The following is a 25,073-nucleotide window of genomic DNA, read 5'->3' on the forward strand; positions in this document are numbered from 1 at the left end:
AATTCAGGCCATAAGGAACTAACCTGATTTGCCCATCATAGCGGAATAAATATAAAAACCACGACCCAATCCGGCCATCACTTAACCGAATCAGGACATCAGCGGTTTGAGATGCTGATACAACTGCGCAAACTTCTCACGCTGCGGCTGATAAGCCTGATGATGAGCCGCATCGGGCTGATGCCGCTGCACCAACTCTGGCGCGGGCCACTCGCTCTGCGGATCAATCGCCCATTGCGCCAGACGTGCAGCACCAAGAGCTGGCCCTACCTCACCGCCGTGGCAATAATCCAGCGTTAATCCGCTGATATCCGCCAGCATTTGCCGCCAGTACGCACTGCGCGCGCCGCCGCCGATCAGCATCACGGTTTGCGGCTGCACCCCGCACTCATGCACCGCGTCCATGCCTTCTGCCAGCGCAAAGCCCACCCCTTCCAGCACCGCGCGCGCCAGTTCAGGACGGCCATGCTGATGGGTCAAACCAAAAAATACGCCTTGTGCCTGTGGATTGTTGTGCGGGGTGCGCTCACCGGACAGATAGGGCAAAAATAAAATCGGTGCGGCTTCACTGCTGGCTTTTTCCGCTTCCTCCAGCAGCTCAGGCACGTCTTTACAGCCGGTTAATGTGGCTGCCCAGTCAAGGCAGGATGCGGCACTCAGCATCACCGACATCAAATGCCAGCGGTTGGGTAACGCATGGCAAAAACTGTGTACCGCTTGCTGCGGGTTGCTGAGATAGCCGTCGCTGACCAGGAAGTAAACGCCTGATGTGCCAAGCGACAACATTCCCTGACCCGGCGCCACCATGCCGACACCCACCGCACCCGCCGCGTTATCTCCGCCGCCCGCCACGATCGGCACCGCGTTCATCTTCCAGCGTGCGGCAACGTCAGGCGACAAAGTGCCAGTGATCTGATCGCCTTCATAAAGCGCGGGCATCTGGCTGCGGTTGAGATCGCAGGCGCTGAGCAGGGCATCACTCCAGTCACGCTGTGCCACATCCAGCCACATCGTGCCGGCTGCATCGGACATGTCGCTGGCGAAGTCACCGCTCATCCGCCAGCGCAGGTAATCTTTGGGCAGCAGGACTTTCGCCACTCGTTTAAACACACCGGGTTCATTCTGCTGCACCCATAACAATTTGGGTGCAGTGAAACCGGGCATCATCAGGTTGCCGGTAATCTGGCGCGAATCGGGCACGCGCTGCTCCAGTTCCCGACACTGCTCACTGCTGCGCCCGTCGTTCCACAGAATCGCCGGACGCAGTATCTGGTGCTCAGCGTCCAATAGCGTGGCGCCGTGCATCTGACCGCTCAGACCAATGGCCTTCACGCCGTTGAGATCGTGCTGCTGCGCCAGCGCCTGCATCGCCTTGTCCGTGGCACTCCACCAGCTTTCGGGATCCTGCTCACTCCACAACGGCTGTGGACGCGATACCTGCAATGGCGCGCTCTCCACGGCAATCACCTGCCCTTGCGCATCCAGCAACACCACTTTGACGCCAGAGGTGCCTAAATCAATCCCGATAACCATGTTCAGCTCCTGATGCAGTGAGAAATCATAACTGTAGCCTTAGGTGGAGAATTTAATCACCTCTGCGCGGCGACGCTTCATATCAGAGCGTGAGAACGTGCTGTAGCGCACGGCTAAGATCAAGATTTCGCGCTGGGTTGTCGCTATAATTGCGCGGCATCTTCAAAGGAAGATCGTCGTCTCCGGTGAGGCGGCCGGATTTCAAATCCGGTTGGGGCCGCCAGCGGTCCCGGGCAGGTTCGACTCCTGTGATCTTCCGCCACCTTCCTCTTACTGTTACTCATTTCTAAATGATTGGCTTAGGCAACCTGTAAGTCATCATTACAAGTTGGAAAATTTCAGCCTGAGGATGTAGAGCAAGGTTGGCACTTTACTTCTGCACTATCCTCCGCCACTTGTTCCAATCTCTTTACCTCGCCTGCACAATGCAGTTATTCGGTAAAACCGAACAACTGAGCTCTGTTTAAAAATCAGCTTGTTCATGATTCTATACTGTCTTTCACGCTGGCTATTGCGGAATCACCCATGCTCATCCATCCCACCGACAACCTCACCTTCTCTGGCGATCCGCGTGCGGATGAGCTGCGCAAAAAACTGCTGCAACCCAATGCACCCAAAGTGATTGCGGCGTCATTATCGAAACAGCTTGATCGAGAAAGCCGCACCCACAGACATGCCGCCGGACAACTTTACTGCCTGAAGCAAGGGATGATGACGGTCAACACGCCCTCGGGCATCTTCGCCAATCCGCCGCGCCTGGTCGGGTGGATTCCGCCGCACTTCGAACACGCGATTATCGGGCCAGGTCGCGTGCTCGGCTGGACGGTGTTGGTGGATGAAGCGCTGACGGCACCGCTGCCAAAACATCCGGTGCTACTCTCCTGCCCTTCGGTGCTGGAACCGCTGGCTGAGCGGCTGGCAAGTTTGTCGCCGGATAGCTGGGGCAGCGATCGTTACAACCGATTATGCGATGTGTTTCTTGATGAGCTGTATGAATCCACCGAGCATGCGCTGACGCTGCCACTCCCCGAAGAGCCACGCCTGCGGCAGATTGCGCGCTTGTTGATGGATAATCCGGCGGATACCCGCACTGGCCCCGAGCTGGCACAGTGGGCGGGGTTGAGTCCACGTAGCCTGAGCCGTCACTGGGCCAGTGCGGTGGGCATGAGCCTCTCGCGCTATCGCCAGGTGTCGCGACTGTTGAAATCACTGGAAGGACTGGCCGACGGAAAAAGTGTGCAGCAGGTAGCGTGGCAGGTCGGCTTTGATAGCGTGAGCAGTTACATCAACGCGTTTCGCAGCGCCTTTGGTTCCACGCCCGGCAAATACTTTACGCCGCCTGACGCGTCTGCGGTTGCAGCATCAGAAGACTCGTAGGTCCATCGATCGCTGGCAGGCTGTGATGATATTTGCGACGAAACGCACCGGGCGGCAGATCGTACATGCGGCGGAAGGTGCGGCACCATGTCTGCTGCGACTCAAAGCCATACTTAATCGCAATCTCCATCAACGGCATGTGACCGTTCATCAGCGCAATCGCCGATGCCGTGAGTTTACGCTCGCGAATATAGCTGCCCAGCGCGATACCAGTATGGTGGCGGAACATGCGTTGCAGATGCCACTGCGAATAGCCCGCACGACGCGCCACCGTCTCCAGCGTCAGTCGCTGTTCAATATTGTCTTCGATCCAGAGCATCAGTTGATGCATACAAGCTGCCTGAATATCCATCTTTCCTCCTGATGGCGGATTAAAAAGTCAGCAGCATTATAAAAAAGCTTCAGTTGGCTATGTTTAGCGTTAAAGCCAATAAATAACGATATCTCGCCAAACTTTCATGGCTGTCGTTCTGACCCGACGCTTGCAGCTTACACCATCATGTAATATTGTAAGTTACATGACAAATGCCTGACAGGAGAATGTATGAATAGTTGGATGACTTCAGACGTGGGAACTTGTGTCGCGATAGCTCTGGCAGCGGCCAGTATCGCGATGACCCTCACGCAAACCGAGTTGTTTGCTGGCTTACGCGCGTGGGCCGCCAAAAAGCACGCGCTGCTCGGCCATCTGTTCCACTGCTTTTACTGCATGAGCCATTGGACGGTGCTCGCGGGCATGGTGATTTATCGCCCTGCGCTATTGCACAGCGAGATGGCACTCGTTGATTGGGTGATGACCGCGTTCATTACCTTAACCCTGACCACCTTTATCAACGGGTTGATGTTCAAAGTGTTCCAGGCAGCGGTCACCACGCATGTGATGAAGCACAATGCGCAGATCACTTTGCAGAAGCAGGATTGAGGTTATTCACTGCACAGCGGATGGGGCTCAGATTCCAGCCCCAGTTTTGCCATTTTCTTGAGGTAATCATCGGCAATATCAGCCACGGTGATGTGGCTAAAGCGTTGAAGCAGCAGCACTTCCGCTTCATGGAGCGCCTGATCCAGACGCTCATCGACCGCATGTTCAACTAAACACGGCGAAGGATCGGCAGCAGGCCCGATACTGAACAGCGCAGGCGACCCAATCGCCTGATACACATCCAGTAGCGTAATCGCGCTGAGTTCCACCCGCAGCTCCCAACCGCCGCCGTGCCCCTTCTCCGAGACCACATAGCCTTTTTCGCGCAGGCCAGACATCATGCGGCGTACCACCACCGGATTGGTGCCCAACATCTTCGCCATCGCTTCCGAGGTGGCGCGTTTAACGTGCCGATCAAGATGAATTAAGGAGTGCAGTGAGCGGGACATTCGGTTGTCGCGGGGCATGGATCATTCCTCTAAAGTTCACGACACTGTAGCAAAGCCGCCCGGTAGCAACAATTTATCCCGCCTTTTTGCTATGGCTTCACCAGACTCGCCTGCCAGTCACTGAACAGGGTCAGCCAGTTTTTGGCGGGGATATTCTTTTTCTCGCCGGTACCAAAACCATGGCCGCCCTGCTGGAAAAGATGCATCTCGACCTTCACCTTGTTTTTACGTAGCGCGTCGAACATCAGTAAGGAGTTTCTGGGGGAGGCGGTGCCATCATCCAGCGCCTGTGCCAGGAAGGTCGGGGGAGTTTTGTCGCTGACGCGGTTTTCCTGTGAATTCTGATCGATCACCGCCTCGCTGATATCCTTGCCGTACATCGCCGTGCGGGTACCGACATGCGTCACGCCATCTTTTAACGACAGCACCGGATAGATCAGGGCGCTAAAATCTGGTCGTGCCGGAATCTGATCCAGCTTATCTACTGCGGAATAATTGGTGGCATCCGCATTGTTGCTGAGGTTGGCAGCAAGGAAGGCACCAGCTGAAAAGCCCATCACGCCAATCTGATCAGCGGCGATATGATAATTCGCCGCATTGCCGCGAATCATGCGCATGGCTCGTTGTGCATCAGAAAATGCATTATTGCGGTTAACCTCTGAACCACCGTGCGGCATTCGATAAATTAAAACAAATGAGGAATAACCTTTCTGGCTCAACACTTTTGCGACATCCAGCCCTTCAGCATCCTGCATTATATAAGAAAAACCCCCACCAGGAATGATTAACACAGCAGAGTGATTATTCTTTCCCGCTGGAGGAACATACATCATTTCTGGAGAATCGACATTTGTGACAGCACGATTATTGATGGCCGGGTTTTTACTGAAATTAATAAATTTATTATTTACTGACACTTCATTTGGCCAGATAGGAATTTCCTTATTGGCAAACGCAGCCGGAAGATACAGAAGAAAAAGAAGAGCAGTTAATTGAGGTGTTTTCATCTCGATGGCTCCAAATCCTGAATAAAAACAGTGACAAATGGCAAAGCCGATTGAAAACCTCAAGCTTTGCAGCGCAACACTTACCCCAGAGAGAACCAAATTAAATGAACAGCCTGAGTAAAGTAACAAATAATATCCCCTGCCTGCATTCAGTATAATACCGGACCAGAAAAAATTAGACTTTTCTCATGTTTACGGCAACAAGGCCATATGTTATAAGTAAATTTTAAACTATAAGAATCTGTGACCATGGGAATTTACTGGATCATAAGTCTTAGCCTGACTTTTGTCGCTCTCGTCGAAGTCATGTTAAGTAAAAATGAAAACACAGCACAAATCAGATCATACGTTTATTTTGTTGCCGTTGTAGTGCTTTTTACTTTCGGCGGCATTCGTGGTCTGGGTACGGGACTCGATGATTTCCAGTATCGTGATTTCTTTGTTCATTTCGTCGATAAAATTACTATTGAAGGATTCTGGCGCACCGCGGATGAATTCCGTTACGAACCGGCGATATATGCGATTGCGGGATTAACGCGTATATTTACTGTTAACCCCGATATCTTTATGTATGTCTTTACTGTGATTGCCGTGTGCGTTAACGCATGGTATTTCCGTAAACTGACACCGTTGCCAATTGTCGCCTTAGCAGTCTACTCCGCGCACTTATTTATCAACAAAGACATGAACCAGATTCGATTTGGCTTATGTTCCGCCTTCTTAATGGGCTTTGTTTATCACATGTCCCGTCGTAGTAAATCCGGGATGATAACCACCTTTATTCTTTCCTTCATCAGTCACGCCACAGGGATTGTTGCTCTCCTGATTCCGATGGCGATGATTGTCAGGAAAAACAAATACATTCCTATTATCATTGTCGTCGCCAGTTTACCTCTCGCCTTTATGGGGAGTTCAGCGCTGATCGCACTGCTGTCCAGTCATCTGGGCGGATTAGGTGACAGGGCCATGGGCTATGCTAATCAGGAATCAACGCAGGATCAGGGGATTTTTACCCTATCAAACCTGAAGAATATTGGCTTTGTGTTTATCTTCAGCTTTTTGCTGCTGAGTGACCGAATCAAAAACTTCGATCCGGTAAAGTTTAATACTTATTACATCCTGGTCATTACCTTCGCGCTTGGTGCGGGACTGAGGATGGCGCTGCAGGATTATGCATCAGGCGGTCGTTTAGCGAACTTCCTGCTGCAAGTTGAACCGGTGCTTATTTCCCTGTGTATCTGGGAAACCAAAAAATTGAAAAAACTGCTCGCTGTTGGCGTGACGGTGTTAATGGTGCTCTATTATCTATACTACAATACCATCTCAAGCAAACAGTCGATTACCGGTTATGAAGTTTCGCAAACCTTTAAGATATTCCGCTAAGCCGCCAAAACGCTAACCTCTGGTTAGCGTTTTTTCTTTTAATCTCAGATAAAACTGATGGACGCATAAGGAAAGTCTGAATGTTTTTATGGCCCTGGTCATTGCTTGCTTTTTGATTTTTTTAAACCTCTAATAGGCTCATATCTGCGCCAGCAGAGTTCGGAGTTTTCTTATTAGAGCGATACCTGTTTTCCCCTGATTTTTCTGGCGCGACGTCACTCAATGAAAGAACGCAAATATGAACGAAAAAAACAATTTTGACATCGTCCGATTCTCTCTCGCTTTTATCGTGATGCTGGTGCATAGCGCAGAAGTAACCAGAAACGTCGACATTCGTTTTCTCGATCACTTCCTAAATAGTGACTTTGCAGTAAAAGGGTTTTTCGCAATAAGTGGTTTTCTTATTGCAAAAAGTTACTTAAGAAGCAAATCACTCACGTCCTATTTTATTAAGCGTGCGCAACGTATCTTGCCGGCTTATATATTTGTCATCATTCTGTGCTTTGTGATTGGGATGTGCCTTACGACGCTACCGCTGATGGATTTCCTGAAAAATAAAGAAACTATCAAGTATCTCGTCGCTAACTTCTCTTTCCTAAACTTCATTCAGGCGTCGTTGCCCGGCGTGTTCACCAACAACCCGAATCAGCCGATGGATGGATCGCTGTGGACCATCAAAGCTGAGTTGACGCTGTATGTCCTGCTGCCATTGATTGTTCCGATGATGAAGAAAAACCCTCTTAAAGTGTGGGGCGCGATCTTCGTTATCTCATGCGCCTGGTTCTTCTACTTCACTTCGGTGTACACCGGTCCGAAAGCCGATACTTTAGCGAAGCAGTTTGTCGCACTCTCATCTTACTTCTTCTTTGGTAGCCTGTTGGCGGTGCACCAACCGACCTTTGATCGCCTGAAAGAGATTACGATTATTTCTCTGGTGGTGTTCCTGCTGTTTAAGTCGACCGATTATGCCTTTATTGTCGAGCCAGTAGCGTTCTCTTCCGTGGTGATTCTGTTCTGCACCAATCTGTGCAAAGAGATCAAAATCAGTCAGTACGGCGATCTTTCCTATGGCATGTATCTTTACCACTGGCCGATCATGCAGGTCCTGCAACATTTCGGCGTGTTCGATACCAATGCCTTCCTGGGGCTGGGATTGACCATCGTGATTACGCTCGCGCTGGCTTACACCTCGTGGAATTTGCTGGAGAGTCGTTTCCTGAAACGAGCGCATCACGCTCAGCCATCGATTACGCCACCAACCACCACCGCGCGTGATTGACCCGTTTGACTGAATAGTCAGGCCATTAAAAAACCCCCATCCGGGCAACCTGAAGGGGGTTTGTCGTAATTAGATAGTCGCTCCCATCGAGAGTCGATAATGCAGATTGACCTGTTCAATAGTCGGCTGCTGGTTAATCTTCTTCAGCACAATCTCGGTGGCGACTTTACCCATCTCAAAACGTGGCGTGATCACGCTGGCTAAACGCGGCGTGGTGGCCTGGCCAATCTCCAGCCCGTGAAAACCGGCAATCGCCATCGTCTGCGGCACGGCAATTCCGGCTGCCTGACACTCCTGCAATACGCCGACAGCTAAATCATCATTGGTGCAGAGAATCGCGTCCATTTCCGGATAGAGCTGGCGTGCCAGCGTCATCATGCCCGTACCAATCGATACTGAAGAGACCTTGTTCGGCACAATTCTTCCCGCCGGGAAGCCCGCCGCTTCTACCGCATCACGATAACCCGCATAGCGCTGCTCATCGCGGCGATCGGACATCGAACCAAAATAGATGACGCGCTGTTTGCCGCTGGCCAGCAGCATCGAGGTCATATCGTAACCGGCGCGATAGTTATCAAAACCGACGTTGATCCGCCCGCTGGCTTCCGTCAGCCCCATCACTTCCGCCACCGGAATATTGGCGGCATTGAGGTATTTCTCGGCGCGCACCGTGTGCACGGATTCGGTGAGGATCAGCCCTTTGATATTAAACGCCAGCACGGTGGCGATCTGCTCCTCTTCACGCTGGGCGTTGTAGTCGTAATTGACCACCAGCGTCTGATAGCCGTGCGCACTGGTGACCGACTCAATGCCCGCCAGCAGATCGGCAAAGATTTGGTTGTTAAACGAAGGAACCAGCACGCCGATGCGTGGCTGACTCTGTTTGGTTGCGGTGGTGTTGTCGCTATCGGGGACGTAGCCGATTTCAGCCATGACGCTGGCGATTTTCTCCGCCGTTTCCGTTTTAACCTTTTCCGGGGTACGTAAATAACGGCTTACCGTCATTTTGGTGACGCCCGCCAGGGTAGCAATATCGTCCAGAGTGATGCGCTGCGTTTTCATTGCGACGTCCGCAAAGATGGCCTGTCAATCAACGTATTATGCCCGTTGCCCGGCAAAAAATGAAACCTACGCTTAACCTCCCTCAAGGAGAGAAATCAGCGTCACATTACAGAATAAAAATTTCACACCGTTGCAAGAAAAAACAAGAATAGTCATATCATGCCTCTCGCCTCTGATAAAAAACCTATCATTTCAGCCAAATATGGCCCTACCGTGAATATTGCCATCAGCAATTTTCGCAACGTCGTTCACACTTTCTGGAAAAAATGATCCAAAAACCATCATTTAGAACATATATTCCAACATGATGACCTTGAGTGAAAAACGCTGAACATCGATAACCTACACCACTCCTCTTTCTGAACACGTAACGTTCAGGCCGTAGAGACAAGGGGCTATAACAATGGATACCAGGCAAAAACGCTACAACATGAAGTACGTCATACTCTGCTGTACCGTCGCGGCATTTGGCGGACTGCTAATGGGCTATGACTCTTCAATTATCTCCGGTGCAATCGAACCTTTAAGTGAATATTTCCAGTTAACCCCCGCAGAAACCGGCTGGGCTGTTTCCAACATTCTGCTGGGTAGCTTAGTGGGCTGCTTTATTGCCCCGCGACTGAGCGACAAACTCGGACGCAAAAAATCGCTCGCCATTACCGCACTGCTGTTCACCGTTTCGGTGATCGGCACCGCCATCGCCCACAACTTCACGGTGTTTGTGCTGTTCCGCATCATTGGTGGGCTGGCGATTGGCCTCGCCTCGGTGATTTCGCCGATTTACCTCGCGGAACTGTCGCCCTCGAAGTTTCGCGGCCGTACCACTGCACTCTATGCGGTATGCTGTGTCGGTGGACAATCGGTGGTGTTACTGACCAACTACTTCATCACCAAATCGACGCTGCCCGAGGTGATGATCAACATGGGCTGGCGTTATATTCTGGCCACTGCGCTGGTGCCTTGCGCGCTGTTCATCTTCTTCATCGCCTTTATCCCGGAATCTCCGCGCTGGAATGTGCTCAAGGGCAAATACGATGAAGCGCTGGATACGCTGACCAAAATTTCCAACCGCGAGCATGCCGAGAGCGTGTTCAATGAAATCAAACACTCGTTCTCAGACAAAACCGCGCATCAACATAAATCGCGCCTGCGCCTGGATAAAACCACCATTCCGCTGTTGATCATCGGTATCGGTCTGGCGGTCGGTAACCAGATCAGCGGCATTAACGTCATTCAGTACTTCGGTCCGACATTGCTGAAGAACGTGGCGGGCAGCACCGATTCGGCGTTGCTGCAGACCTTCTGGCTGTCGATTTGTCAGTTTATTGGCGTGCTGGCGGGCATGATGGTGATTGATAAAATTGGCCGCCGTAAGCTGCTGCTGCTGGGGGCCATCACCTCCTGCATCTGCCTCGCTTACTCGTTCATCGCGTTCTATTATCACCTGCCGGGTATGCTGGCGGTGGTGGGTCTGTTTGCCTATATGATTTTCTTTGGCATGACCTGGGGCCAGATTGTCTGGACCGTGCTGGGCGAAATCTTCCCTACCGAAATTCGTTCGATCTGCGTCGGGATTTCCATCTGTGCCATGTCGCTGGCGAACTTTGTGATCAGCAGTACTTTTCCGATCATGAACAGCAGCCCGATGCTGCTGGATCTGTTCCACGGTGGTTTCCCTCTGCTGCTGTTCGCGATTTTCTCTCTGGGAATGTACTTCTTTACCTTCCGCTACCTGCCAGAGACCTCGGGCGTGTCGCTGGAGAAAATTCATGGGCTGGTGCTGGAGAAGTTTAACGTCGAAGCGGAACTGCCGCAGAGCACCTCGCCGGCCAAACCCAGCGAGTCATTTGATATTCCACGGCATTAATGTGATGAAGCGCGCCTAAGAGATGGCGCGCTCATATTGCTCAATCACCGCCAGCGCCAAACCGTTGGCAGGATCAATACGCTGCGGCAGGAAATGCAGCTGCGTGTGGGAGAAGGTAAAGGCCAGCGTGCTGGCCTGCGCCGTTTCTTCAACCGCCTGGATAAAGGCAGGATGCGTATTCCACGGCCCATCAATAATGATGCTCGCCGGGTTCACCAGCTGCATCACATGGCTCAGGGCGTGGCCCAAATGTTGACCGGTTAACGCCATCACTTCACTCACGATCTGCGGTTCACTGGCGGCATTCTGCCAGCGCAGTCCTGTTTTACGCTGCCCCAACTGCTGTTGAATTGCGGGCTGACTGATCAGCGTTTCCAGGCAGCCTGAACGTCCACAGCTACAACGCAACCCTTTCGGTTGCACCTGCAAATGACCAATCTCCCCGGCGGTCCAGCTGCTGCCGACAAACACTTCGCCCTGTTCCACCAGCGCACCGCCAACCCCTTCACCGATACGCAGATAAAAATGGCTTTGTGCTCTATCCAGATCGAGTTGCTCCACCGAGAGCAGCGCAGCGGCTTTGACGTTATGCATAATGCGCAGCGGCAAACGGCAGGCGCTGACCAGCGGCGTCAAAACATCGACATCCTGCCAGCCAAGATGGGCGGAAAAGTGCACCCGGCCACGCTGTGGATCGATGATGCCGGGAAAGCCTACGGCGATGCCCAGCAGTTCAGGATGCGCGGCGTGCAAGGTCTGGCACACTTCCTCCAGCTCACGCAGCAGCTGCTCAGGATCGGCGGTCGCCGTTTGCCAGGTCTGTTCCGCAATCACCTGCGAGAAATAATCACAGACGCGCCAGTGAATGGCGTTGCGCTCCACCATGATGCCGGCGCTTTTTAGCTTTTCCGCGCGTAGCGAAATTTCGATTTTTGGGCGTCCAGCCGCTGCCACGCTCACCGGGCCGAGTTCGTGAATCAGGCCCTGCGCCAGCAAATCATCCACAATCAGGGATACGGTGTTTTTACTCAGCTGCAGCGCCAGCGCGATATCCTGGCGGGAAGTAATACGTGTGCTACGCAGTTGCGTCATCACGCGCTTAAGGTTGTTTAATCGAAGTAATGCGGGGCCTTTACCGGCTACTTTCATCGCGCGCCCACCTGACTCAATACTCATCACCGCGTACACGGCTGCGATAGCTTTCCCAATCGAAACGCACCCATAAACTGGTGCCGAGACGCATACGATCCATCACGCGCTCACCTAATAAGCCGTTCATTCCCGCCGGGTCCAGATTCGACAACATGCCGGTTGGGCGTTTTGACGATGAGCGACGATCGACAATCTGATTGATGATCACTTTTTCGTAGCGGGATTCGCTCTGCATGCCGATCTCATCGATCACCAGCAGATCCACATGGCTGAGATCCTGCAGCAAGCGCTCTTCGGTGATGTCGCTGCCACCGCTAAAGGTGCCTTTCATGCTCGACATCAAATCCGCCACGGTGACAATCAATACGCTTTTGCCACGCAGAATAAGGTCGTTACCAATGGCGGCGGCCAGATGGTTTTTCCCGGTGCCAGGGCGGCCAGAAAACACGAAGCTGGCGATGCTGTTGTCAAACCCGGCAGCATACTCACGCGCCAGCGCGAGTGCTTTGCGCTGACCATCATTCTCGACACGATAGTTATCAAACGAGCAGTTCATGTGCAGCTCACGGATACCGGAACGCCCCATGATACGCTGCATTTTCATGGCGCGGTTTTCGCGCACGATGGCTTCAGAGCGCAGACGGCCCTGCTCCTGATTCCACGCCAGCAGCTCTTCACCGTTTTTAAATTTCGGCTGCACATCCGCAGGCATAAATTTTTTCAGGCGACTGAAAAGATCGTTCGGCGTTTTCATCACTCACCTCGGAATCCATCGGGAATATCATATTGAGTATTGCTGATCTGGGTGATATCGCGCTTGGGCTGACCGCCATTAGCAGCGCGGTTCATTTGTACGCTGCGCGCCAGTTTCTGCTGCCACTGCACATGATGGAACAGTCGGCCTTCGGCCTGCCAGTAAGCCACAAAGGTAGCCAGTTCGGCTGCGGTGACCGGTTCATTCAGCGCCACACCCCAGATGGCGGCCTGCCGCTGAAAATCGTGATCCGGCTGCCAGCCCGCGTACATGGCAAACTTGCCTACCGGTGTGGCAATCGGTGCCGCATCGCTATGGAACAGGCTGTCATCCAGCGTGACATCATTTGGCTGCTGCGCTGCGGCTTCCAGCGCCAGCAACTGTGCCAGACGCTGCGGTGTCAGCGCATAAAAAGCGGGCGCATTGTTGTGCAGCACCGCCAGCACGCCGTTATCGGCCTGCTGCAACACGGCAAGCGGATCCTGGCAAAAGCCATCCAGCCCCACCAGCGTTGAAGATAAGATTTTAACTGACATGAAGAAACCTGACGTTGACCAACCCGGAGCGCCGATAGATTCAGCGCTAAGCGGTCAGTGTACCTGTTTTAACGCGATGGATCGCGCAGGATTTAGAAGCTGGCGCTGACGCCAAGGCTGTAAATAAACTGCTCACCGCTGACCACCGCCCCGGTTTGCGAGAAGGAGGCGAAAGCCGCCATATTTTGCCCAAACGGCACATTGGCCCCCACGCTGACATCCACCCAGTTGCTTTCATGGCCGATCTCCTCGGGGCGATCGCGCAGCGATGACGCATTTTCATCACTCAATTGATGGCTGTAGCTAACCTGTGCCCAGGGTGAAATCCAGTCAAGGGTGGAATCAACGCGCCAGCCCAGTGAGGCAATATGTCCGGCGTGATTGCCATCGACAAATTCACACTTCGGGCAACTCACTCGCGAATCATCCACCGCGAATTGCGCCACCGGACCGGTGCGCAGCGTCGCACTCATCGGCATCTGCCAGCCTGCCGAATAGCGGTTAGCAAAGGGGGCATTCCCCACGCTGGCTTTTTCACTGTGCAGCACCATCGCGCTCTCATCCGGTGAATTAAGCGCGGCATCCATCAGGCTGATGTCACGATCTTCTGTCAACATCAGGTGATGACTGGAAATCTTTTCAGCAAGTATCGCATTGTAATCCGGCACATAATCCGCGCCCGATTCATCCCAGGCGTAAGCCGGCAGCGCCGCAAATAACAGCCACACACTGCCAAAAGCCAGCATGAGATTGTGCTGGCCTGTCCACTCACTTTTCTGCAACATGAAAGACTCCTGACGAGCCAGAAAGGAAACGGGCGTTAAGATTCAGGTTTATTGATTATCGGCACCCATTGATTAACTATTAATCGATTCTGTAATACGTCAAGGGATTAACTGTATTTTCCTCATGCTTAGGGAGAGTAATATGCAACGTTGTGGCTGGGTAACACAGGATCCACTCTATCTGGCGTACCACGATAATGAGTGGGGTGTGCCGCAAACTGATAAGCGGGCCTTATTTGAAATGATCTGCCTTGAGGGACAACAGGCGGGTTTGTCGTGGATCACCGTGCTCAAGAAACGTGAGAACTATCGTCGCGCGTTCCACGAATTTGATCCTCAGGCCGTGGCGTTGATGGATGAGGCCGACATGCTGCGCTTGCTGCAAGACAGCGGATTAATTCGTCATCGCGGCAAGCTGGAGGCGATCATCAATAACGCCAAAGCCATGCTGGCGCTGGAAGCGGAAGGCGAAGACTTTTCACGCTTTATCTGGTCATTTGTCGATAATCAGCCGATTTTGCACCGTTTCGCCGATTACAAGCTGGCACCCACCACCTCCGAGCCTGCCATCGCGCTCTCTAAGGCGTTAAAGAAGCGTGGTTTTAAATTCGTCGGTCCAACAACATGCCATTCATTTTTGCAGGCGTGCGGGCTGATTAACGATCATCAAACCAGCTGTTTCTGCCATCCCGATAATCTTTAACGCAAAACTTTACACTTTAAGACTGACCCTCACGCATTTCCCCATTATTGAACGGCATAATAGTGCCGTTTTGGGGCATTTTCCCCGTGTGACTTTGTGAGGGATTTTCAATGAAAAAGCGTAGTTTGACGCTGGCCTTGTTACTCAGCGGCAGCGTTGTGCTGTCCGGTTGTACCACCAATCCTTATACCGGCGAATCGCAGGCCGGGAAATCCGGCATCGGCGCGGGCTTAGGTGCCGTGCTGGGTGCAGGCGTAGGCGTGTTGTCATCATCCAAGAAAGATCGCGGCAAAGGCGCGCTGATTGGTGCCGCATCCGGTGCGGCGCTGGGCGGTGGCGTCGGCTATTACATGGATGTGCAGGAAGCGAAGCTGCGCGACAAAATGCGCGGTACTGGCGTCAGCGTGACGCGTCAGGGCGATAACATCGTGCTGAATATGCCGAATAACGTCACTTTTGACTCCAACAGCAGCAACCTGAAACCCGCAGGTGCAAACACCTTAACGGGTGTCGCAATGGTGCTGAAAGAGTATCCTAAAACCGCCGTCAATGTGGTGGGCTTCACCGACAGCACCGGTACGCGCGCGCTGAATATGCGCCTGTCGCAACAGCGTGCGGAGAGTGTGGCCAGCGGCCTGATTCTGCAAGGCGTGGCGCAGAACCGTCTGCGCACACAGGGCATGGGCCCGGATAATCCGGTGGCCAGCAACAGCACCGAAGCGGGTAAAGCACTAAACCGCCGCGTCGAGATCACGCTGAGCCCACTGGGTTAATCCCCTTCGCCGGTCTGCTTCTGCAGATCGGCGTTTCCGCACGTTTTTACACCGCATTAGACGCTTTTTGTATCAGATAACGCTCTATAATCGTCAACCAATAGAGCCGTAAAATACTTTATGCTAGCGTGATCAAAATTTGATCAGTGGAAAACGTCATCATGTCGCTCAAAGCCATTGCCGCTGCCCTCGGCCTCTCTGTTACCACCGTGAGTCGTGCGCTAAATGGCTATGACGATGTTGCGGCCGCCACGCGTAAACGTATTGAAGAAGAAGCCACTTCCCGCGGCTATCGTCCGAATGATGCCGCTCGCCGTCTGAAGACCGGCCGCGCCAATGCCGTCGGGCTGGTTTTCCCGGTCAGCACCGCCTCTTTGAATGACAGCTATTACAGTGAAATGCTGTTGACGCTGGATCAACGCCTTGCTCAGCACGACATTGATCTGATGATCCTGCCGGATAAACCGCAGGATAAGCACCGCACGTTGATGCGCCTGTTGCGCAGTGGCGCGCTGGATGCACTGATTCTGACGCATACCCAACCGCATGATATCCGTCTGCAGCGTTTGCAGCAGAAAGGCTATCGCTTTCTCACGCTGGGCCGCAGCCAGCTGCCGCAACCTTATGCCTGGTTTGATTACGATAATCATGCAGGCACCTTGCTGGCCGCTGAACACTGCCTGCAACAAGGGCTGACAAGGCTTGCCTATCTTGGCGGCAACGAGCCCTGCACGTATATCCTCGATCGTCGCCACGGCTTTATCGATGCCCTCACACAGCATCAACCACCTATCGCGCCAACGATGCTGGCCGCGCTGCCGGTAACACGTCGTGCCGGTTACCAGCAAACACAGCGCTGGCTGGCGCAGGATATCGCGCCTCAAGCCATCATCACGGATTGTGCGCCGCTGGGTGAAGGCGCGGCCATCGCGTTGCAGCAGGCCGACCGTTTAAGCGGCGCGCGGGCGATCCCACTTTATGTCTATGATGGCTTGCCGCATGACTCCATTATCGATCATCCGGTGAACGCGATTCTGCAACTGTCGCAGCAGCGCATCGGCGAACGCGTGGCCGAAATGGTGCTGCAACTGCTGGAAGGTGCACCGCTTGAGGAGCTCCAGACGCTGTGGCAACCGATGTTGCGCCTCACTTCTGATGCACAATGATTGCGTGCGCGCCGCGCTGTGATAGTCTTCGCCTGATTTTATTATTCAGGTGTACGCGATGAAGACCAGGCCGCCACGAGCCACAATCAGTGACGTTGCCCGCACGGCAAAAACCGGTAAAACCAGCGTTTCCCGCTATCTTAATGGCGAAGTGAATCTGCTCTCGCCCGATCTCAAAGCCCGTATTGAACAGGCGATTGCCGACCTCGATTATCGTCCCAGCCAGATGGCGCGCGGACTAAAGCGTGGCCGCACGCGGCTAATTGGCCTGATTATCGCGGATATTACCAATCCCTATTCCGTGGATGTGCTGAGCGGTATCGAAGCGGCCTGCCGTGCGCAGGGCTTTACGCTGCTGATGTGTAACACCAACAACGAAGTCGATCGCGAGCAGTATTATCTGCAACTGCTGAGCAGCTATCAGGTTGAGGGCATCGTGGTGAACGCGGTCGGGATGCACGAAGAGGTGCTGAAGCGCCTGCAGCAGTCGATGCTGCCGATGGTGCTGATCGACCGCAAAATCCCTGACTTCGCCTGTGATGTGGTCGGCCTGAATAACCCCGAAGCCGCGCAAATTGCCACCCAGCATCTGCTGGACAACGGTTACGATGCCCTGCTGTTCCTCAGCGAACCCTTAGGTAGCGTCAACACCCGCCGTGAACGCCTTGGCGCATTCTATGATACCAGCAAAGCCCACGCCGGCGTGATGGCGGAAAACGCCGAAGTCCCCCTGCATCAGCCTGAACAGCTGGAGCAGGTGCTGCGGACATTCCAGCAACGCCACAGTGACAAACGCTGCGCGGTGATGGCCGCTAACGGTGCGCTGACCTTACAGGTGGCGCGCGCCTTGCAGCGTCTCGAACAGCGCTGGGGTGAAACCATTGGCCTGCTTGGTTTTGATGAGCTGGAGTGGGCTGCACTGGCAGGCGTGGGCATCACCACCCTGAAACAGCCCACCTGGCAAATTGGCTATGCGGCGCTGGAACAGGTGATCTCACGTATTGACGGTAATGAGCAGCCGATCAATGAGCAGGTTTTCCCCGGTGAGCTCATTGTGCGCGGCTCCAGCCAGCCGCTGCGCTAATCCCCTTTTCTCTGGCTCACTTCGTGAGCAGGATCATAATTCCACACTCTCTTCCTTTCATTTGGAACCGGTTCCATTTAGGTTTTTTTTAAGACATCGATTTAAAACAATGGGCGGCTCAGACCGCATCCTTCCGAGTTCAAAGGAGAGACAACATGGCACATCCGGAAATCATCGTGGTCACCGCCGCCTACGGCACGCACAAAGTCGCTGAGTTAGGTGGTCAAACCGCCCTGCTGCCGCTGATCAAAGCCGCTGGCGCGGATGGCGTAGAAATCCGTCGTGAGCTATTCAGCGAGGACGATCTGCTGAGACTGCACTCGCTCAACGAGGCAATTGCTCAACAACAGCTGAGTGCCAGCTACTCGGTGCCAGAAGCGTTGTGGCTGGAAGATGGCTCGCTCAACCCTCGTCTGGGGCAGTTCCTGCTGGAAGCCGAACAGATTGGTGCTAAGCGTTTGAAAATCGCCCTCGGCCATTTTGTCGATCTCTCCGACGCTGCGCTGGTTGAGGTACTCGCCGCATCGCCGGTAACCGTGGTGGTGGAAAACGATCAAACGCCAGACAGCAAACTGGCCCCGATGCAGACCTTCTTCCATCGTGCCTGCGATGCCGCCCTGCCGCTGGATATGACCTTCGACATGGGCAACTGGCAGTGGACCGGCGAAGACGCTTTGCAGGCCGCAGCGCAGCTCAGCCGTTACGTCAGCTACATTCACGTGAAAGCCGCGGTGCCACATGGCGAGAGCTTCCGTGCGGTGGCGCTGGACGAAACCGACGGCAGCTGGCGTGCATTGCTGAACGCACTGCCAGCTGATGCGCCGCGCGGCATTGAGTTCCCGCTCGAAGGCGAAGATCTACTGGCCGTGACACGCCATTACGTTGAATTGCTGCGTGCGCTATAAGGAGTCGATGATGAAGCAACTGGATGTGGTCACGATTGGCGAAGCGATGGCGATGTTTATCGCTCAGCAAAGCGGGGATCTCGCCGCCGCAGAAGGCTTCGTCAAACGTATTGCCGGTGCCGAACTGAATGTAGCCATCGGCCTGGCGCGCCTTGGTTTACAGGTCGGCTGGGTCAGCCGCGTCGGCGATGACAGTTTCGGCCGTTTTACGCTGCAACAGCTGGCGAAAGAGAAGGTCGATCATCACTGTGTGACCACCGATACCCGCTATCGCACCGGTTTTCAGCTCAAGTCGCGCGTCGATGACGGTTCCGATCCTGAAGTGGAATATTTCCGCGCCGGCTCCGCCGCCAGCCATCTGTCACCAGACGATTTTAATGCGGATTATTTTGGTGGCGCGCGTCACCTGCACCTGAGCGGTGTGGCGGCGGCGATCTCTGACAGCTCGCTTGAGTTGACCAAACATGCGGCCAAAGAGATGCGTTCACGCGGCAAAACCATCTCCTTCGATCCCAACCTACGTCCGGTGCTGTGGCGCAGTGAAGATGAGATGCGTAAGCAGTTGAATCTGCTGGCAGAGTACGCAGATTGGGTGCTGCCGGGTGAGAAAGAAGGTTTTACTCTCACCGGTTATCGCCAGCCGGAAGCCATCGCCGATTTCTATCTGGATAAAGGTGTACGGGCTGTGGTGATCAAAACCGGCTGCGACGGCGCCTGGTACAAAACTGCCGACGGTGAAAAGGGCAATGTCGCACCGATTCTCGTCGATAACGTGGTGGATACCGTAGGCGCGGGCGATGGTTTTGCCGTGGGCCTGATCAGCGCACTGCTGGAAGGCAAATCGCTGCCACAGGCGATTCTGCGCGGTAACAAGATTGGTTCGCTGGCGATTCAGGTCGCCGGCGACAGTGAAGGCCTGCCGACGCGCGCGGCACTGGGCGATTTTTAATCAAGCGGTTGCCTTCATTGGCAACCCTGCAGGTCGGGTACGCATTAACGCGTACCTGGTGAAACAGTCTGTCTCTACACAACCCGATTATTTCGAGGCGCATCCATTGAATGTGCCCGCCTCAAAACAGAGGAGTCACCCATGAAATCGCAGACAATCGCGCCAAAACGCTGGTGGTTTATCATGCCCATCGTGTTTATCACCTACAGTCTGGCGTATCTGGACCGGGCGAACTTTAGCTTCGCCTCTGCCGCAGGGATTAATGACGATCTCGGCATCACCAAAGGCATGTCATCGCTGTTGGGTGCCCTGTTCTTCCTTGGCTATTTCTTCTTCCAGATCCCCGGCGCGGTGTATGCCGAACGCCGCAGCGTGAAGAAGCTGATTTTCTGGTGCCTGATTCTGTGGGGCGGCTGTGCCTCATTAACCGGCGTGGTAAGCAACATTCCGATGCTGGCAGCGATTCGTTTCGTGCTCGGCGTGGTGGAAGCGGCGGTGATGCCGGCGATGCTGATTTACATCAGTAACTGGTTCACTAAGTCGGAACGTTCGCGCGCCAATACTTTCCTGATCCTCGGCAATCCGGTCACGGTGCTGTGGATGTCGGTGGTGTCCGGCTATCTGATTAATGCTTTCGGCTGGCGTGAAATGTTTATCTTTGAAGGCATCCCGGCGGTGATCTGGGCCGTGGCCTGGTGGTTCCTGGTGCAGGACAAGCCAGCACAAGCCAAATGGATGAGCGACGAAGAGAAATCAGCACTGCAGGCGCAGTTGCAGAAAGAGCAGGAAGGCATCAAAGCGGTGCGTAACTATGGCGAAGCCTTCCGCAATCGCAATGTGATCATTCTGTGCATGCAATATTTTGCCTGGAGCATTGGCGTGTACGGTTTCGTACTGTGGCTGCCTTCGATTCTGCGTAACGGCACACAGATGGGTATGGTCGAGGCGGGTTGGCTTTCAGCAGTGCCTTATCTGGTGGCGACCATTGCGATGGTCGTGGTGTCATGGGCGTCTGACAAAAAGCAAAACCGTAAGCTGTTTGTCTGGCCACTGCTGCTGATTGGGGCACTGGCGTTCCTTGGCTCCTATCTGGTCGGTTCCAGCCACTTCTGGCTGTCGTATGCGCTGCTGGTGATTGCTGGTGGCGCGATGTATGCCCCTTACGGCCCGTTCTTTGCCCTGATTACTGAGATGCTGCCACGCAACGTTGCTGGCGGTGCCATGGCGCTGATTAACAGCATGGGCGCACTCGGTTCCTTCATCGGATCGTGGATTGTAGGCTATCTTAATGGCGCAACCGGCAGTCCTGCTGCCTCTTATATCTTTATGGGTGCCGCGCTGCTGGTCTCGGTGTGGCTGACGTTAATCGTCAAGCCCGCGGAGAACAAGACAGCACCGATTCATGGGGCGAAGCACGCCTGAAAGCGTAAGAAATGACTTTCCCGGGCGGCTCAGGTCGCCCGTCACACGTTCTACAGGGAGCAAATGATGAAACCTGCTGTGATTCTTTATAAGAGCCTGCCAGACGATCTGCGCGCTAAACTGGATGCCCATTTTACCGTCACCGAAGTGCATGACGTCTCCCCCGAAACCGTGCAACAGCATGCCGCACAGTTTGCGCAAGCCGAGGGTTTGCTCGGCTCAGGCGGTAAAGTAAATGGTGATCTGCTGGCGAAGATGCCCGCCTTACGCGCTTGTTCTACCGTGTCTGTGGGTTACGACAACTTTGATGTCGAAGCCTTAAATCAGCGCAATGTACTGCTGATGCACACGCCAACCGTTTTGACCGAAACCGTGGCCGATACCATGATGGCGCTGGTGCTGAGCACCGCCCGTCGCGTCACCGAGTTGGATCAATGGGTTAAAGGTGGTGAGTGGAAGAAAAGCATCGGACCAGAACATTTCGGCATCGACGTGCATCATAAAACGCTGGGGATTCTCGGCATGGGCCGTATCGGCCTGGCGCTGGCGCAGCGTGCGCACTTCGGCTTCGGCATGAATATTCTTTATAACGCACGCCGTCAGCATGAAGAGGCGGAAACCCGCTTCGGTGCGCGTGCTTGTGACCTTGAAACGCTGCTGAAAGAGAGTGATTTTGTTTGCATCAGCCTGCCATTGACTGAGCAGACACATCATATGATTGGCGCTGCACAGCTCAAGATGATGAAACCCAGCGCCATCCTGATAAATGCAGGTCGCGGCCCGGTGGTTGATGAGCAAGCGCTGACGGCGGCATTGAAGGACGGCACGATTCACGCAGCCGGTCTGGATGTGTTTGAAGTGGAGCCGGTGCCTGCCGATGCGGAGATCCTTAAGTTGCCGAACGTGGTAGCGCTGCCGCACATCGGCTCAGCCACCCATGAAACGCGTTACGGTATGGCACGTGATGCGGTGGATAACCTGATTGCTGCGCTGAGCGGCAAAGTCGAGAAAAACTGCGTTAACCCGCAAATCCAGGCCTAAGCTTGCTGCTTTAGCCATTGCGCCTGCCCGTGGCGGGCGCTATGGTGGTTGCCCATTCCCGATTACAATGTTTTAACTTCCTATGTCCTTTTCTCAGTTCGGCGACAAATTTACTCAACATTCCGGCATCTCACGTCTGATGGAAGACATGGGTGAAGGTCTGCGCACGCCCGGCACCATTATGCTTGGCGGCGGCAACCCGGCGCAGATCCCGGCCATTAATGACTACTTCAACCAGCTACTGCTGCAGATGCATCAGGACGGCAAACTGAGCGAAGCGCTGTGCAACTACGACGGTCCGCGTGGCAAAACGCTGCTACTGGATGCGCTGGCGAAAATGCTGCGTGACGAGCTGGGCTGGCCGATTACCGCACAGAACATTGCGCTGACCAACGGTAGCCAGAGCGCGTTCTTCTATCTGTTCAACCTGTTCGCTGGCCGTCGCGCCGATGGCAGTAAAAAGCGCGTGCTGTTCCCGCTGGCGCCGGAGTACCTCGGTTACGCCGATGCCGGACTGGAAGAAGATCTGTTTGTTTCCGCCAGGCCGAACATTGAGCTGCTGCCAGAGGGGCAGTTCAAATATCACGTCGATTTCGACCATCTGCCGCTGAATGAGGACGTGGGCCTGATTTGTGTGTCGCGCCCGACCAACCCGACCGGCAACGTGATCACCGATGACGAGCTGATGCAGCTGGATGCGCTGGCACAACAGCATGGCGTGCCATTACTGATCGATAACGCCTACGGTGTGCCCTTCCCTGGCATTATCTTCAGCGAAGCCCGTCCGTTGTGGAACCCGAATACTATTCTGTGCATGAGCCTGTCGAAACTCGGCCTGCCGGGTGCACGTTGCGGCATTATCGTTGCCGATGAGAGCACGATCAGCGCGATTGGCAACATGAATGGGATTATTAGTTTAGCGCCAGGCAGCATCGGTCCGGCGATTGCCACAGAGATGATTGTGCGCGGCGATTTACTGCGTCTGTCGGAAGAGGTGATCAAGCCGTTTTATCAGGCCAAGGTGAGCGAGACGATTGCCATTCTGCGCCGCTATCTGCCGGAAGATCGCTGTCTGATTCACAAACCCGAAGGAGCAATTTTCCTCTGGCTGTGGTTCCGCGATCTGCCAATCAGCACCGAAGCGCTCTATCAGCGCCTGAAAGCCCGTGGCGTGCTGATGGTGCCCGGCCACTTCTTCTTCCCAGGTCTGGAACAAGAATGGCCGCATACACATCAATGTATGCGCATGAACTATGTACCGGATGCGGAGAAGATTGAACGCGCGGTGCAGATTCTGGCGGAAGAACTGGAGAAGATTGGCAACGAGGCTTAATCCGCCGTTAATGACAGCTGGCACCACGCTGCCAGCTGTTTGATCGCCTCCTCCACTTCCGCATTCCAGCCAAAACCGGCGTTCAGTCGGAAACAGTGGTCGTAGCGATGATCGGTGGCGAAGATGTGGCCCGGCGCGATGCCGATGCCCGCGTTGCGCGCTTTAAGAAACAGCGCGCGCACGTTTAACGCCTGTACAGGCATTTCCACCCACAACACATAGCCGCCTTCCGGATTTGACACGCGCGTGCCCGCAGGGAAGTAGCGCAGCACCGCCTGGCGCATATGGTGAATCTGATTCTTCAGCTCACGACGCAATTTGCGCAAATGCGCATCGTAGCCGCCGCTGCGCAGCAGTTCGGCAATCGCTGCCTGTGACAACACCGAGGTGCCCATGCTGGTGGTGTATTTCAGCGAGGCGATTTTGCGCATGTAATTACTGCTGTGCACCCAGCCAATGCGGATACCGGGCGCCACCGTTTTCGAGAAGCCGCTGCACAGAATGGCATTCGGGCTAAAGGCGCGCATCGGGAACGGACGGCGATCGCCAAACGCCGTATCACCGAAAATATCGTCCTCAATGATCACCACATCATTCTCATCAGCCTGACGCGCAATATAGGCTTTCTGCTCGTTGGGAATGCTTTTCCCGAGCGGATTATTGATGTTGTTGATGGTGAGATAGGCCTGCACCGCTTTACGCTGAAATAGCGCGGTGAGTTTGCTGACATTAACGTAACCTTCCGGCCCGGCTTCCACTTCAATCACGCGCAGATTGAGGTTGTGCAGCATCTGTAACAGCACGAAGTAGCACGGCGATTCCACCGCCACAATATCGCCGGGGCGCGTGGTGGCGCGCAAAGCCAGTGAGATGGCTTCGATACAACCGTTGGTGATCAGGATGTCATCGGCGCTGATATTGCAGCCATAATCCACCGCACGGCGCGCAATTTCGGCTTTGAGCGGCGCATAGCCGGTGCCTTTCACCGTGTTGCCGAGCAGTGCCGGTTTGCTGTACCCCATCTGGCGCATCAGCAATCCAATTTTCTTGACCGGATAGAGCGAGATGTCGCCATTGGCCAGATCCAGCCGCACACGACAATCGGAGCCCAGCATGGCCAGATGCAGCTCGGTTTGCTCATCCAGCGGCGCGACTTCACGCGGCTGTTCGCTGTTGATCGCTGCCGGTAATGTCACCGGAGCCTTAAGGGGTGCCACAAAAAAGCCGGACTTAGGACGCGCCACCGCGTAGTGCTCATCCTCCAGCGTGCGTAATGTTTTCAGCGCGGTGGTCATGCTGACGCTGTACTGCGTCGCCAGCGTGCGCACCGACGGTAAACGGCTATCGGGCGGCAGTGATCCGCTGTGAATCGCCTGTTTTATCTGCTCTGCAATCTGACGGTAACGACTACTCTGGCTCTCCTGTTCACCCGTTCCATCCGCCATCTGTTCCACCCTATATCGTGCTGATCTGTGCGTATCCATCAGATTACATTCAAAGTACTTTAGGCTGCATCTGTTAATTCAGCCTCAGACATTCATTCCGTTGCAACTTCGTGGCCCCTTTTTCCTGCCCGTTGCCGCCAGCACGG

General features: G+C 54.2%; 24 protein-coding genes and 1 tRNA gene. 15 read left to right on the plus strand and 10 right to left on the minus strand.

Translation table 11 applies throughout. From position 1 onward, the window contains the following. Window positions 1–90: 90 nt before the first annotated feature. Window positions 91–1,533 carry a xylulokinase gene (xylB, locus tag F3J37_RS10420; protein WP_166933310.1) on the minus strand — a complete coding sequence of 481 codons (1,443 nt, stop codon included), beginning with the start codon at window positions 1,531–1,533 and terminating at the stop codon, window positions 91–93. Between the two features lie 167 nt (window positions 1,534–1,700). On the opposite strand from xylB, the gene F3J37_RS10425 reads away from it, so the two are divergent. Beyond that, window positions 1,701–1,795 (plus strand) — tRNA-Sec (locus F3J37_RS10425). Window positions 1,796–2,058: 263 nt separating this feature from the next. Further along, a complete protein-coding gene (locus tag F3J37_RS10430) occupies window positions 2,059–2,910 on the plus strand; it encodes a helix-turn-helix domain-containing protein (protein WP_166933312.1) in 852 nt (283 codons plus the stop codon). Here the strand turns inward: F3J37_RS10430 and F3J37_RS10435 are convergent. Next, on the minus strand, window positions 2,864–3,262 hold the full coding sequence (locus F3J37_RS10435) for a helix-turn-helix domain-containing protein (protein ID WP_166933314.1): 399 nt from the start codon (window positions 3,260–3,262) through the stop codon (window positions 2,864–2,866). The genes F3J37_RS10430 and F3J37_RS10435 overlap by 47 nt on opposite strands. A gap of 192 nt (window positions 3,263–3,454) precedes the next feature. Between F3J37_RS10435 and F3J37_RS10440 the strand changes: the two genes are divergently transcribed. Beyond that, complete coding sequence (locus F3J37_RS10440) at window positions 3,455–3,832, plus strand: DUF1360 domain-containing protein (protein ID WP_182056740.1); 378 nt, start codon at window positions 3,455–3,457, stop codon at window positions 3,830–3,832. 2 nt (window positions 3,833–3,834) lie between these two features. Here the strand turns inward: F3J37_RS10440 and F3J37_RS10445 are convergent, their stop codons facing one another. After that, window positions 3,835–4,299, minus strand: coding sequence for an Rrf2 family transcriptional regulator (locus tag F3J37_RS10445; protein ID WP_166933316.1), 465 nt, complete (start codon window positions 4,297–4,299; stop codon window positions 3,835–3,837). Window positions 4,300–4,370: 71 nt separating this feature from the next. Then, a complete protein-coding gene (locus F3J37_RS10450) occupies window positions 4,371–5,288 on the minus strand; it encodes an alpha/beta hydrolase (RefSeq protein WP_166933318.1) in 918 nt (305 codons plus the stop codon). A 249-nt stretch (window positions 5,289–5,537) separates the two neighbouring features. On the opposite strand from F3J37_RS10450, the gene F3J37_RS10455 reads away from it, so the two are divergent. Together F3J37_RS10455 and F3J37_RS10460 are read left to right on the plus strand one after the other, a co-directional pair. Further along, entirely contained in the window at window positions 5,538–6,671 is a 1,134-nt protein-coding gene (locus F3J37_RS10455) for an EpsG family protein (protein ID WP_166933320.1), read from the plus strand. A 238-nt stretch (window positions 6,672–6,909) separates the two neighbouring features. Next, a complete protein-coding gene (locus F3J37_RS10460; protein ID WP_166933322.1) occupies window positions 6,910–7,950 on the plus strand; it encodes an acyltransferase family protein in 1,041 nt (346 codons plus the stop codon). 69 nt (window positions 7,951–8,019) lie between these two features. Here F3J37_RS10460 and F3J37_RS10465 read toward each other — a convergent pair whose 3' ends face one another. After that, window positions 8,020–9,012 carry a LacI family DNA-binding transcriptional regulator gene (locus tag F3J37_RS10465; protein WP_034829964.1) on the minus strand — a complete coding sequence of 331 codons (993 nt, stop codon included), beginning with the start codon at window positions 9,010–9,012 and terminating at the stop codon, window positions 8,020–8,022. Between the two features lie 403 nt (window positions 9,013–9,415). On the opposite strand from F3J37_RS10465, the gene F3J37_RS10470 reads away from it, so the two are divergent. Continuing rightward, window positions 9,416–10,879 carry a sugar porter family MFS transporter gene (locus F3J37_RS10470; RefSeq protein WP_166933324.1) on the plus strand — a complete coding sequence of 488 codons (1,464 nt, stop codon included), beginning with the start codon at window positions 9,416–9,418 and terminating at the stop codon, window positions 10,877–10,879. A 15-nt stretch (window positions 10,880–10,894) separates the two neighbouring features. Here the strand turns inward: F3J37_RS10470 and F3J37_RS10475 are convergent, their stop codons facing one another. The 4 genes from F3J37_RS10475 to F3J37_RS10490 all read right to left on the minus strand — a co-directional run bounded on the left by F3J37_RS10475 (window position 10,895) and on the right by F3J37_RS10490 (window position 14,106). Beyond that, window positions 10,895–12,028: an ROK family protein gene (locus F3J37_RS10475; RefSeq protein WP_166933326.1), complete on the minus strand. Its 1,134-nt coding sequence runs from the start codon at window positions 12,026–12,028 to the stop codon at window positions 10,895–10,897. A 16-nt stretch (window positions 12,029–12,044) separates the two neighbouring features. Beyond that, the gene (gene dnaC, locus F3J37_RS10480) at window positions 12,045–12,785 is read right to left on the minus strand and encodes a replicative helicase loader DnaC (RefSeq protein ID WP_034829969.1); all 741 of its coding nucleotides are present in this window, start codon (window positions 12,783–12,785) and stop codon (window positions 12,045–12,047) included. After that, a complete protein-coding gene (gene dnaT, locus F3J37_RS10485; protein ID WP_166933328.1) occupies window positions 12,785–13,321 on the minus strand; it encodes a primosomal protein DnaT in 537 nt (178 codons plus the stop codon). The genes dnaC and dnaT overlap by 1 nt, the downstream gene beginning before the upstream one ends. A 92-nt stretch (window positions 13,322–13,413) precedes the next feature. After that, window positions 13,414–14,106 carry an autotransporter domain-containing protein gene (locus tag F3J37_RS10490; RefSeq protein WP_166933330.1) on the minus strand — a complete coding sequence of 231 codons (693 nt, stop codon included), beginning with the start codon at window positions 14,104–14,106 and terminating at the stop codon, window positions 13,414–13,416. Window positions 14,107–14,248: 142 nt separating this feature from the next. On the opposite strand from F3J37_RS10490, the gene F3J37_RS10495 reads away from it, so the two are divergent. The 9 genes from F3J37_RS10495 to F3J37_RS10535 all read left to right on the plus strand — a co-directional run bounded on the left by F3J37_RS10495 (window position 14,249) and on the right by F3J37_RS10535 (window position 23,482). Continuing rightward, complete coding sequence (locus F3J37_RS10495) at window positions 14,249–14,809, plus strand: DNA-3-methyladenine glycosylase I (protein WP_166933332.1); 561 nt, start codon at window positions 14,249–14,251, stop codon at window positions 14,807–14,809. Window positions 14,810–14,919: 110 nt separating this feature from the next. After that, window positions 14,920–15,582, plus strand: coding sequence for an OmpA family lipoprotein (locus F3J37_RS10500; RefSeq protein WP_166933334.1), 663 nt, complete (start codon window positions 14,920–14,922; stop codon window positions 15,580–15,582). A 161-nt stretch (window positions 15,583–15,743) separates the two neighbouring features. Then, window positions 15,744–16,748: a LacI family DNA-binding transcriptional regulator gene (locus F3J37_RS10505; protein WP_160833319.1), complete on the plus strand. Its 1,005-nt coding sequence runs from the start codon at window positions 15,744–15,746 to the stop codon at window positions 16,746–16,748. Window positions 16,749–16,806: 58 nt separating this feature from the next. After that, window positions 16,807–17,832 carry a LacI family DNA-binding transcriptional regulator gene (locus F3J37_RS10510; protein ID WP_058961163.1) on the plus strand — a complete coding sequence of 342 codons (1,026 nt, stop codon included), beginning with the start codon at window positions 16,807–16,809 and terminating at the stop codon, window positions 17,830–17,832. Window positions 17,833–17,987: 155 nt separating this feature from the next. After that, on the plus strand, window positions 17,988–18,737 hold the full coding sequence (locus F3J37_RS10515) for a sugar phosphate isomerase/epimerase family protein (protein ID WP_034829977.1): 750 nt from the start codon (window positions 17,988–17,990) through the stop codon (window positions 18,735–18,737). A gap of 7 nt (window positions 18,738–18,744) precedes the next feature. Further along, window positions 18,745–19,686, plus strand: coding sequence for a sugar kinase (locus tag F3J37_RS10520; RefSeq protein ID WP_166933336.1), 942 nt, complete (start codon window positions 18,745–18,747; stop codon window positions 19,684–19,686). 141 nt (window positions 19,687–19,827) lie between these two features. Continuing rightward, a complete protein-coding gene (locus F3J37_RS10525) occupies window positions 19,828–21,108 on the plus strand; it encodes an MFS transporter (RefSeq protein ID WP_160833316.1) in 1,281 nt (426 codons plus the stop codon). 66 nt (window positions 21,109–21,174) lie between these two features. After that, the gene (gene ghrB, locus F3J37_RS10530) at window positions 21,175–22,149 is read left to right on the plus strand and encodes a glyoxylate/hydroxypyruvate reductase GhrB (protein WP_166933338.1); all 975 of its coding nucleotides are present in this window, start codon (window positions 21,175–21,177) and stop codon (window positions 22,147–22,149) included. An 82-nt stretch (window positions 22,150–22,231) separates the two neighbouring features. Then, entirely contained in the window at window positions 22,232–23,482 is a 1,251-nt protein-coding gene (locus tag F3J37_RS10535; protein ID WP_166933340.1) for a valine--pyruvate transaminase, read from the plus strand. Here the strand turns inward: F3J37_RS10535 and F3J37_RS10540 are convergent. Further along, window positions 23,479–24,927, minus strand: a complete 1,449-nt coding sequence (locus F3J37_RS10540; protein WP_166933342.1) for an aminotransferase-like domain-containing protein — start codon at window positions 24,925–24,927, stop codon at window positions 23,479–23,481. The two genes, F3J37_RS10535 and F3J37_RS10540, sit on opposite strands and share 4 nt — an antisense overlap. Between the last annotated feature and the right edge of the window lie 146 nt (window positions 24,928–25,073).

Source organism: Candidatus Pantoea communis (genome assembly GCF_011752685.1).
GTDB lineage: Bacteria > Pseudomonadota > Gammaproteobacteria > Enterobacterales > Enterobacteriaceae > Pantoea > Pantoea communis.

Coding starts and splice junctions, on each gene's coding strand:
- xylB (WP_166933310.1), bottom strand. CDS start 1,533: ATGGTTATCGGGATTGATTTAGGCACCTCTGGCGTCAAAGTGGTGTTG.
- F3J37_RS10430 (WP_166933312.1), top strand. CDS start 2,059: ATGCTCATCCATCCCACCGACAACCTCACCTTCTCTGGCGATCCGCGT.
- F3J37_RS10435 (WP_166933314.1), bottom strand. CDS start 3,262: ATGGATATTCAGGCAGCTTGTATGCATCAACTGATGCTCTGGATCGAA.
- F3J37_RS10440 (WP_182056740.1), top strand. CDS start 3,455: ATGAATAGTTGGATGACTTCAGACGTGGGAACTTGTGTCGCGATAGCT.
- F3J37_RS10445 (WP_166933316.1), bottom strand. CDS start 4,299: ATGCCCCGCGACAACCGAATGTCCCGCTCACTGCACTCCTTAATTCAT.
- F3J37_RS10450 (WP_166933318.1), bottom strand. CDS start 5,288: ATGAAAACACCTCAATTAACTGCTCTTCTTTTTCTTCTGTATCTTCCG.
- F3J37_RS10455 (WP_166933320.1), top strand. CDS start 5,538: ATGGGAATTTACTGGATCATAAGTCTTAGCCTGACTTTTGTCGCTCTC.
- F3J37_RS10460 (WP_166933322.1), top strand. CDS start 6,910: ATGAACGAAAAAAACAATTTTGACATCGTCCGATTCTCTCTCGCTTTT.
- F3J37_RS10465 (WP_034829964.1), bottom strand. CDS start 9,012: ATGAAAACGCAGCGCATCACTCTGGACGATATTGCTACCCTGGCGGGC.
- F3J37_RS10470 (WP_166933324.1), top strand. CDS start 9,416: ATGGATACCAGGCAAAAACGCTACAACATGAAGTACGTCATACTCTGC.
- F3J37_RS10475 (WP_166933326.1), bottom strand. CDS start 12,028: ATGAAAGTAGCCGGTAAAGGCCCCGCATTACTTCGATTAAACAACCTT.
- dnaC (WP_034829969.1), bottom strand. CDS start 12,785: ATGAAAACGCCGAACGATCTTTTCAGTCGCCTGAAAAAATTTATGCCT.
- dnaT (WP_166933328.1), bottom strand. CDS start 13,321: ATGTCAGTTAAAATCTTATCTTCAACGCTGGTGGGGCTGGATGGCTTT.
- F3J37_RS10490 (WP_166933330.1), bottom strand. CDS start 14,106: ATGTTGCAGAAAAGTGAGTGGACAGGCCAGCACAATCTCATGCTGGCT.
- F3J37_RS10495 (WP_166933332.1), top strand. CDS start 14,249: ATGCAACGTTGTGGCTGGGTAACACAGGATCCACTCTATCTGGCGTAC.
- F3J37_RS10500 (WP_166933334.1), top strand. CDS start 14,920: ATGAAAAAGCGTAGTTTGACGCTGGCCTTGTTACTCAGCGGCAGCGTT.
- F3J37_RS10505 (WP_160833319.1), top strand. CDS start 15,744: ATGTCGCTCAAAGCCATTGCCGCTGCCCTCGGCCTCTCTGTTACCACC.
- F3J37_RS10510 (WP_058961163.1), top strand. CDS start 16,807: ATGAAGACCAGGCCGCCACGAGCCACAATCAGTGACGTTGCCCGCACG.
- F3J37_RS10515 (WP_034829977.1), top strand. CDS start 17,988: ATGGCACATCCGGAAATCATCGTGGTCACCGCCGCCTACGGCACGCAC.
- F3J37_RS10520 (WP_166933336.1), top strand. CDS start 18,745: ATGATGAAGCAACTGGATGTGGTCACGATTGGCGAAGCGATGGCGATG.
- F3J37_RS10525 (WP_160833316.1), top strand. CDS start 19,828: ATGAAATCGCAGACAATCGCGCCAAAACGCTGGTGGTTTATCATGCCC.
- ghrB (WP_166933338.1), top strand. CDS start 21,175: ATGAAACCTGCTGTGATTCTTTATAAGAGCCTGCCAGACGATCTGCGC.
- F3J37_RS10535 (WP_166933340.1), top strand. CDS start 22,232: ATGTCCTTTTCTCAGTTCGGCGACAAATTTACTCAACATTCCGGCATC.
- F3J37_RS10540 (WP_166933342.1), bottom strand. CDS start 24,927: ATGGCGGATGGAACGGGTGAACAGGAGAGCCAGAGTAGTCGTTACCGT.